We start from the raw sequence: 8,910 nt of genomic DNA, 5'->3' as shown, positions 1-8,910 counted from the left end.
TGGCCGTTACCTAAATAATGGATATGTACTCGGTCTGATCCAAGATACTGGCCAGCCCAGAGGCCGCCATCGGGGGCAAGCCCCCTCCCACATTTGGACCTCGGATCGGCAAAAGATACCGGTCAGTTCCAAGGCCGCCGCACTTGCGCTCAAGCCACACGACTCTCCTTTTTCAAACTCTCCATATCAATCACAAACCGATACTTCACATCCCCCTTGAGCATCCGCTCATACGCCTCATTGATCCCCTGAATATCGATCATCTCAATATCCGAAACAATCCCGTGCTTGGCACAGAAATCGAGCATCTCCTGGGTTTCCTGAATCCCCCCGATCAACGAACCCGCCAGGCTGCGGCGCTTGAAGATCAGGTTGAACACCGCAGGCGACGGGTGCGGACTGTCAGGCGCCCCCACCAGAGTCATGGTGCCGTCGCGCTTGAGCAGGCTGATGAAGGCATCCAGGTTATGCGGCGCAGCGACGGTGTTGAGAATGAAGTCCAGGCTGTTGGCCACCTTGGCCATTTCATCCGCGTTCTTCGACACCACCACCTGATCGGCCCCCAGGCGCAGGCCGTCTTCGCGCTTGTTGGGTGAAGTGGTGAACAGCGTCACATGAGCCCCCATGGCATGGGCAATCTTCACCGCCATGTGCCCAAGCCCGCCGAGGCCGACCACCCCGACTTTTTTACCCGGGCCGACCTTCCAGTGGTGCAGCGGCGAATAAGTGGTAATCCCGGCACACAGCAACGGAGCCACTGCCGCCAGGTTAGTGTCGTCGTGGGAAATGCGCAGCACGAACTGCGCCTTGACCACGATGTTGTCGGAATAGCCACCGTAGGTGTTTTCGCCGCCGAACAGCGGCCCGTTATAGGTGCCGGTGAAGCCATTCTCGCAATATTGCTCCTCGCCCTCGGCACAGGAGGCGCATTGCTGGCAGCTGTCGACCATGCAGCCGACACCGGCCAGGTCACCCACCTTGAATGTCTTCACATTGGCGCCGACCGCCGTCACACGGCCGACAATTTCATGGCCGGGTACCGAAGGATAAAGGGTGTTGTTCCACTCGTTGCGGGCGGTGTGCACGTCGGAATGGCACACGCCGCAATACAGGATGTCGATCTGTACGTCATCCGCGCCGGGGGCGCGGCGCTCGAAGGTAAAGGGCTTGAGCGAATCCTTGGAGTCCCGAGCGGCGTAGCTGTAAGTCCTGGCCATTTCGTTCACCTGTATGATCTGACGGAAGAGTTCGGTGGACACGCCTGGCCGCTGAAACGTTCAACCGAGCACGTCCATACAAGCCGCGCGGCGGCGTTTGGTGCAAGCTTTCGAGACGTAAGCCCATGCGGATTTTCAACTCACTGTTTTCATGCAGACAAAGGAGTTTCAGATGAGCACATTCGTTGCCAAAGACGGTACCCGGATCTATTTCAAGGATTGGGGCAGCGGCAAGCCCGTGTTGTTCAGCCACGGCTGGCCGCTGGATGCCGACATGTGGGAATACCAGATGGAATACCTGAGCAGCCGTGGCTTTCGCACCCTCGCGTTCGACCGCCGGGGCTTTGGTCGCTCGGACCAGCCGTGGACCTGCAACGACTACGACACCTTCGCTGACGATATCGCCCAATTGATCGAACACCTGGACCTCAAGGACGTGACCCTGGTGGGCTTCTCCATGGGCGGCGGCGATGTGGCCCGCTACATCGCGCGCCATGGCAGCGCACGGGTCGCCGGCCTGGTGCTGCTCGGCGCCGTGACGCCGATCTTCGGCCAGAAGGACGACTACCCACAGGGCATGCCCGACGACGTATTCGATGGCATCAAGGCCGGCCTGCTGAAGGATCGCGCGCAGTTCATCAGCGATTTCAACACGCCATTCTTCGGCCTCAACAAGGGCCAGAAAGTCTCGGACGGTGTGCTCACCCAGACCCTGCAGATCGCCCTGCAGGCCTCGCTCAAATCCACCGTGGACTGCGTGACCGCGTTCTCGCAGACCGACTTCCGCCCGGACATGGCCAGCATCGACGTGCCGACCCTGGTCATCCACGGTGACGGTGACCAGGTCGTGCCGTTCGAAACCACCGGCAAGGTCGCGGCCGAGATGATCAAGGGCGCGCAACTGAAGGTGTACAAGGACGCGCCCCACGGGTTTGCCGCTACCCATACCCAACAACTCAATGAAGACCTGCTGGCGTTCCTGAACCGCTGAAATCCCTGTGGGAGGGGGCTCTCGATGAGGAAGAGCCCCCTCCCACATTTGGTTCAAGACTCACTCATCAGCCGCAGGCGCTTGACCATCGGCACACACGCCAACACCAACCCCGACGGCGAGTGATACACCGCCTGCTCATCCCCCACATAGCCGCACGCCCTGTAGAAACTCACCGCATTGAGCGTCGCATCCAATACCACCTCTTCAACGGCGAGATGACGCGCGACCGTCTCCAGGTGGTCGAGCATTGCGTTGCCATACCCCCGCCCGGTGAATGCGGGGCGTACAAACAAGGCGCCGACTTCATTGTTGGCAAGATCGAGCATGCCGGTGGCGACTGGCTCGCCGTTCACACAGCCCAGGTAGAAGCGTTTTTCCATCAGCACGCTGTAACCATCGCTCGCACTGCCACGCGTCCAGAGCGCCATTTGTTCTGCGGTGTAGGCGCCGATGCATTGTCCGAGAATAGCCTCACGACGAATCTCAAACGCGCTGTCGGCATCCTCTGGCGTAGCTCGTTTTATCTGCAACACAGCCTTCTCCCTTCCTTGATTTCAATATGCCATTAGCCCATGTGTGCTAATCGACCCGCGCTTCCCCCGGCGCTATATTCCCCGGCACTTCCAACGCTCAGCCAACACCGCGCACTCAATGCGCGAGGGGTCGTTGCGCGCTGGAAAAACCAAAACAATCCCAAGGAAGAAGCATTATGAAACTCCCCTCCCCTGTGACGCGCCTTGCCCTGCTCGGTGCCCTGATCATCAGCGTTGCCGGTTGCAGCAATATCAAACCCACCGAAGACCATCTCAAGAAACTCTCGGAGACCAACCTGGGCGAACCGGTCAAACGCATCTCCAATGTACGCAGCGACTCCATGACCACCTACTACGTGGTCAACACCGCCTCCGGCGAGTACAACTGCTCGGTGCCCAGCGGTGCCAGCGGCGGCGCGTTTGCGATTGCCAGCTTTGGCCTGATGAAACCCGCGGCCTATTGCATGCCCAAGGGTGCGCGGGGCAATGGGTTGACGCCGTTCACACAATAGTTTTTTCCTGGCTGAGCTCACGCAAGGCGCCGCGCAGTTCTGCAGGGCGCACCGGTTTGGACAGAATGGCGATCTGACGGTCGTGCAACGCAGCCTGGATTTTCTCCACGTCGTGCCCGGTGAGGATCAGCGCCGGCACCGCCCAGCCGCGTTGCCGGCGCAAGTGGTCGATGCATTCGATGCCGGTGGCGTGGTTGCCCAGGTCATAGTCGGCGACGATGATGTCGCAGTTGCTGACCAGGCCCTGCCCCGTGGACTCGGCCTGCACCTCGCAGCCCCAGCGTTCGAGCAGGGCCCGGGTGGCCAGCAGCACATTGTGGTCATCTTCGACCAGGCACACTTTCAAACCGCTGAGCAGGCCGGCCTGGCGTGCATCGTCACGCGATACCGGTTGAGCCGGCGCAGGGGCCGGGGCCAGGCCATGCAGACTTACCGACGTGCCCCGGCCTACCCGCGAGCGCAGGCTCACCTGCAGCCCCATCAATTGCCCCAGGCGCTTGACGATGGACAACCCCAGGCCGACGCCTTCGACGTCCTTGTCGCGCAGTTGGCGCACGCGATAGAACTCTTCGAAGACCTTCGCCAGATGCTCCCCTGCAATCCCCCGGCCCTGGTCATGCACCTCTATTACCAAGCGGTTATCGCGAATACGCACACCGATCAGCACTGGCCGTTGCGCGCCATACTTGAAGCAATTGGAGAGCAGGTTTTGCACCATGGTCGCCAGCATCCCCGGATCCACCAGCACCCAGTGGGCGCACGGTCGCAAGCGCAACTCCACGCCCGCCCAGCGTGCGGCTTCGGCGTTCTGGCGTACCAGGTCGGCGAGAAAATCGCCCAGATGGATCACTTGGTATTTGGGCAGCAGACGCCCGTTGTCCAGGGTGTAGAGGTCGAGAATGGAACGGAACAACTGCGACACGTTGAGCAGCGAGCGATCGATATTGTCCACCAGCCGCCGTTCGTCATCGCCCAGGCGGGCTTCGCGCAGGCAGGCGGTGAACAGGCCGATGGAGTGGATCGGCTGGCGCAGGTCATGGCTGGCCTGGGCGAGAAAACGGGACTTTTCCAGGTTGGCGGCGATGGCTTGTTCGGAGGCCTTGCGCGTACGCTCCAGCAGGATATGCGCGTAGATCGGGATCACCGTGCTGGTGATCATCAGCATCAGCACCATGAACGGCTGTGCCTGCCACCACGGCGTGAGCTGGTACACCATCAACAGTGCCAACAACGCCAGCCCCGTGGCAATCGCCAGGTAGCGCGACCCATAGCGCATGCCGTTGCCCAGGTTGACCCACACCATCACCGCATACAGCGGCAACGCAGCCTCACCGCCCACCACCAGTCCAAACGAAGTGCCGGTATAGTCGTGGAGCATGCCGAAAATCCGCCGCGCCGGGTAATGCCCGGGCCAACGCGCGATCACCTGGCGCAAGGCAATGGACGCCAGCAGGAACAGGACGATATACAGGAGCACCGGCCAGTAAGTGTCCAGCGAGTGCCCGGGCAAAAAGCCCAGCACGCCTATATACACAATGGCGATGGTTGCCACCACAATGCGCAGGTTCGCCTGGTCGAGTTCGGAGTTGGTCTCGAGCCCCATGGGTTACGTCCTTGTTGTCATAGCCCTGGCCCTTTGTACGAGCGAGGCGGGCATTGGGCCCGATAATAAAACAGCATGCCTGCACACAGCCATGCCCAGCAAGGAGCTCACCATGACCGGCCGGATTATTATCGCCGACGACCATCCGATGTTTCGCGAAGCCATGGCGCGCACCGTGCAGCGCCTGCTGCCCGAGGCCCGGGTACAGGAAGCCGGGGACCTGGACGCGGTGCATGGGTTGCTGCTCGACCCAGGCGACATCGACACCCTGATCCTCGACCTGCGCTTTCCCGGCCTGACCTGCATCAGCCAGCTCGCCGACCTGCGCCGGCAACTGCGGCGTACCACGTTGATCGTGGTCTCGATGGTGGATGATCCGGCGCTGATCGAACAGGTCATGGCCCTGGGCGTCGACGGTTTTATCGGCAAGAACATCGCCCCCGACGAAATCGGCCACGCGCTGCTGGCGATCCGCGACGGTGAAGTGCTGGTCAGGTTCGCCCCCTCCGGCCTGCTGCCGCTGGACACCCATACGCTCACCCCGCGCCAGCAGGACGTGCTGCGCCTGATTGCCCAGGGCAAGACCAACAAGGAAATCGCCAAGGCCCTGGATATTTCACCGTTTACCGTGCGCATTCATGTGTCGTCGTTGCTGCGCAGCTTGAAGGTGACGACGCGGGCGGCGGCGGCGGTGAAATACTCCGGGGAGTTCTAGGCGTCTGCGTGACGCATGCCTCAACGAGAGTTGCGATTGATGCAGATCAATATCCGGACGGGTGCGGGACTTTGTATTTATAGAATGCCTGGGTGCACCGTCAATGGAGCAAATACCAGTGGCACATTAATGCCGGATGAAATCAGAAAAACAACTGCATATCATACCGAGTCACCCGCTAAATCCTTGAAATTAAATTGACCACAGCAAACATACACAGTCAGAGCAACTAACAGGCAGCACATACTAAGCACCAGTACCTCCATGAGTATTTCCGGAGGGCTTTCAATACCTACAAATGTCAAGTAGAGAGAATAAGAAGCATAAACAAGTATCACAATTACCTGTATCGCACTCAGAGCAGTGGCACGATTATTTTCCGGAAGCATCACAAGAACGGTTGACTGGATGATATTTTGACCCAGCGTAAGAAATGCACGAAAAAAAAGAACAAAAACAATTAAAGAGAGCAATTGATATTCATAATAACAGCCAAGCCATGCCAAAAAAGACAGCGACGCCACGCTAAAATAGGAAATTAAAAGCAACGCTATGTCAGCGAATTTTCTCGTCAAGAACGGGACGAGCCAGCCTTTTACCAAATGCGCCAAATCAAAAGAGGCCAGCATCAGAAAAATTATTGCGCCGCCTTTGACATCAACCGCCCTAATATCGACCTCGCGCAATTGTGAAATCATAAGATAGGTGTGTACGTGAATCATTAGCAGTGTTGAAAAAACCATCAACAATGAAAACCCATAAAAATAGATGCGCTTATTAAGTGCCCCGCTAATAAGCCATGACTTAAGATGCTTTAACTCTGCAATGTAAGACGCGCATGCCACCCTGACTCTATTTTTTTGAAGAACGTATCCCTGATCCGGCACCAAGCTCTGAAAATACATAGCAAAACCGAGAAATGCTACGGCTGGCAAAAACAATATATATTCTTCTCCCTCCCAATACCTGGCCCAAAAAAACAGAATCGCCATTACGACCACTGGAAAAAAAGACGCAAAATATGCGCCATGACCTTGAGAAAGAGAAAGTGTCCTAATTTTGAAACTCGTGCGTTCTACGGCAGGTATGGAAAGAGCTTCCCTATCAATTAAATCTTGTAATAAAGCTTGAAATGACCCGGAAGAAAGCGCCCCACCCAACGCGGAAAGCACACTACTTATGACCACCATTATTAAACTGAAATCATCACTCGATGCCACGACAGCCACGACGATAAAAACGCAAGCCATAGAATAAAATATGCACGCATACACCATGGATCGCGCGTGCCCTATGATGTCAGCCACCACACCACTTGGAACTTCCAGTATGCAGGATACATAAAACGCAATCGTGACCCTAAGAGAAACGGCATAAGGGGGCAACCCTCCAAAAACGCCTATAATCAAATGAGCTATTTGAGCGGCGGCAGACTCATTCCCCTTGGAAATATTCTGCAGGTATCCCACCGTACGTGTTAAATCACTCATGCAGCCCCCTTTTTTTATATAAACCCCACATGTAATCACACGCTAATAAAGCATCCAGCTTTTTTGGGTGGCAACTCGCGTCATGACTCATATCCAAAAAAACTTCAGCGAGCTCCCCCTTCCCATGCGCGATAGAAAATTCCGACGCTACACTTTTCCTGTTCCGGTCATACCAGGGCGTTCGCCTGAGGAAGCTTAAAAATTTACGGTGATTGACCGATGACAGCGATTGCGAGCGTTGAAGAATGCGTCCTATGTAGTCTGCGTGAACATAGGATATCGTTATCTCTTTACTCGGCACACCCGCATAGACGACTGAAACATCCGCATCAGACTTATAGTAACCCAGTTGATACCCCATGTAGACATGTCCAATGCCTACCATGCCTGCGCTATTACAGTCGGCGGCCCTCAGTGCGCCCATGCTGGACGACCCAAGCAAAAGCCAGCCTTTTTGTAGTACGCGAAGACACTCAACCGGGCTAACACTCAAGGTACTTCCAAATACACCATCTGTAATTAGAACACAGCCGGAGCGCCGTTTATCACCTGCCAACGCCTCAAGGTCTCCGCGTTGTATAGGAGGTCTAAAATCGAAATATTTTCCATATTTTTCCATTGCAAGCTCAAGCGATGGACCGCCGAATACAATGGGCTTATACCTTGGTGAAATCAGCATGTGTTTTTCTTCCAGGATTAACCAGAAAGTCATTTAAGTCCGGCACGACAATTTTTACAACTTTCAGTGGTAGCGTGTCATGACTAAGATCACACATGACGCACGGGCCCTTGATTATGTCCTGTAGCGAATTCAAGATTCTTTTCAGGGCCCACTCGCAACTTACCGGTTTCGATGGCTGCCGGGGAAAATTCTCTAATCCATTTTTGGTAATTAATAGGTCTCTAATTTTGTAAAAATTATTAGTTTTTGAATACACTTGTTTTTCATACTTGGGGGCGGAACGGACAAGATCTTCACGACCTCCTGACAGGGCGGTCACCAGACCTTGTATACACTCCAACAACGCACCATTTAACGCGTCTTCTTCTGAAAGCGCAGTGCTTGTCCCCGCAATCATGAATTTAGGCGCTAAACCCAACGTGTCTAATGCCGCCACATAATAAGTGGGAAAAATAGCCGTAACTCTGAAAATGAGCAGTTCATAACCTTTCGAGCGAAGATCGTTTAACAAGGCACTGGACTTGACATCATCAACGCTACAAGGATCAATGACAGCCCCGATGTTCGCGGATCGCACATGACGATAAAAAAGAGACGTTACATGACGTTCATAAACCTCCAGCATGGCAAATAGACTGGCTTCGACGATATCTCCGCCCGCCGCTAGGCCCGATGTGTTCGGCCGTATATAGGGAGGATCGGAACCACACCGTTTATAAGGAAAAGCCACCTCCAGCGCGGGAACCCATGCAGGTAGATTGCTGTATAAATCCACCCCTCGGATCCATCTGGAAGGGTAGAAATCCTGTCCATATCCAAATTCCAGGCCCAACGCATCGCCTTCCGGGCTTAAATTGCCTGTACCCGAAAATAGTGAACGCTGGTCAATGTTTGCCGCACAATACCTTTCGAGTGCTTCTACGATTGCACCTGCGATGGCTTGACTGAGCTTAAACCCTTTGCCTTGTGTTGAAGAAACTTGCTCAAGTTTAATACCCGGTCTTACGGCCGAGACGATTGAGACCCCAATATCTACGTAACTGTTTGTCTCAGTTATACGAGAAATACCCAATAAGCCGGTAAGCGGCATTACTTTTGCCACCACTTCCTTCGCGCCAAGCAAGCGAGAGGGTATCAAGCCTACGTTCGAATCCTCCATGATGT

9 protein-coding genes are annotated in these 8,910 nt (G+C 55.4%); 3 read left to right on the top strand and 6 right to left on the bottom strand.

Annotated elements, in window-relative coordinates; translation table 11 throughout:
- Positions 1-149 precede the first annotated feature (149 nt).
- Complete coding sequence (locus tag BFQ00_RS16165; protein ID WP_065934109.1) at positions 150-1,217, bottom strand: NAD(P)-dependent alcohol dehydrogenase; 1,068 nt, start codon at positions 1,215-1,217, stop codon at positions 150-152.
- A 172-nt stretch (positions 1,218-1,389) separates the two neighbouring features.
- On the opposite strand from BFQ00_RS16165, the gene BFQ00_RS16160 reads away from it, so the two are divergent.
- Positions 1,390-2,208 carry an alpha/beta fold hydrolase gene (locus BFQ00_RS16160; protein ID WP_065934104.1) on the top strand — a complete coding sequence of 273 codons (819 nt, stop codon included), beginning with the start codon at positions 1,390-1,392 and terminating at the stop codon, positions 2,206-2,208.
- Positions 2,209-2,261: 53 nt separating this feature from the next.
- On the opposite strand, the gene BFQ00_RS16155 is transcribed toward BFQ00_RS16160, so the two are convergent.
- Positions 2,262-2,744 carry a GNAT family N-acetyltransferase gene (locus BFQ00_RS16155; RefSeq protein WP_065884760.1) on the bottom strand — a complete coding sequence of 161 codons (483 nt, stop codon included), beginning with the start codon at positions 2,742-2,744 and terminating at the stop codon, positions 2,262-2,264.
- Between the two features lie 176 nt (positions 2,745-2,920).
- On the opposite strand from BFQ00_RS16155, the gene BFQ00_RS16150 reads away from it, so the two are divergent.
- On the top strand, positions 2,921-3,256 hold the full coding sequence (locus BFQ00_RS16150; protein ID WP_065884761.1) for a hypothetical protein: 336 nt from the start codon (positions 2,921-2,923) through the stop codon (positions 3,254-3,256).
- On the opposite strand, the gene BFQ00_RS16145 is transcribed toward BFQ00_RS16150, so the two are convergent.
- Complete coding sequence (locus BFQ00_RS16145; RefSeq protein ID WP_065934103.1) at positions 3,246-4,859, bottom strand: ATP-binding response regulator; 1,614 nt, start codon at positions 4,857-4,859, stop codon at positions 3,246-3,248. The genes BFQ00_RS16150 and BFQ00_RS16145 overlap by 11 nt on opposite strands.
- 112 nt (positions 4,860-4,971) lie before the next feature.
- Between BFQ00_RS16145 and BFQ00_RS16140 the strand changes: the two genes are divergently transcribed.
- The gene (locus BFQ00_RS16140; protein ID WP_065884763.1) at positions 4,972-5,574 is read left to right on the top strand and encodes a LuxR C-terminal-related transcriptional regulator; all 603 of its coding nucleotides are present in this window, start codon (positions 4,972-4,974) and stop codon (positions 5,572-5,574) included.
- 161 nt (positions 5,575-5,735) lie between these two features.
- Here BFQ00_RS16140 and BFQ00_RS28245 read toward each other — a convergent pair whose 3' ends face one another.
- From BFQ00_RS28245 to BFQ00_RS28235, 3 genes are read right to left on the bottom strand one after another with little or no spacing between them, the layout of a single operon-like run.
- A complete protein-coding gene (locus tag BFQ00_RS28245; RefSeq protein ID WP_083227386.1) occupies positions 5,736-7,064 on the bottom strand; it encodes an MFS transporter in 1,329 nt (442 codons plus the stop codon).
- Positions 7,057-7,743 (bottom strand): TfuA-like protein, encoded by a 687-nt coding sequence (locus BFQ00_RS28240; RefSeq protein ID WP_165386143.1) that lies wholly within the window; start codon positions 7,741-7,743, stop codon positions 7,057-7,059. Before BFQ00_RS28240 ends, BFQ00_RS28245 begins: the two co-directional genes overlap by 8 nt.
- The gene (locus BFQ00_RS28235; protein ID WP_083227384.1) at positions 7,721-8,905 is read right to left on the bottom strand and encodes a YcaO-like family protein; all 1,185 of its coding nucleotides are present in this window, start codon (positions 8,903-8,905) and stop codon (positions 7,721-7,723) included. Before BFQ00_RS28235 ends, BFQ00_RS28240 begins: the two co-directional genes overlap by 23 nt.
- Positions 8,906-8,910 lie beyond the last annotated feature (5 nt).

It is taken from the genome of Pseudomonas sp. 28 E 9 (genome assembly GCF_900004785.1).
Lineage (GTDB): Bacteria > Pseudomonadota > Gammaproteobacteria > Pseudomonadales > Pseudomonadaceae > Aquipseudomonas > Aquipseudomonas orientalis_A.
The sequence above is the reverse complement of the archived record's forward strand: the minus strand, read 5'-3'. Positions and strand labels throughout refer to the sequence as shown.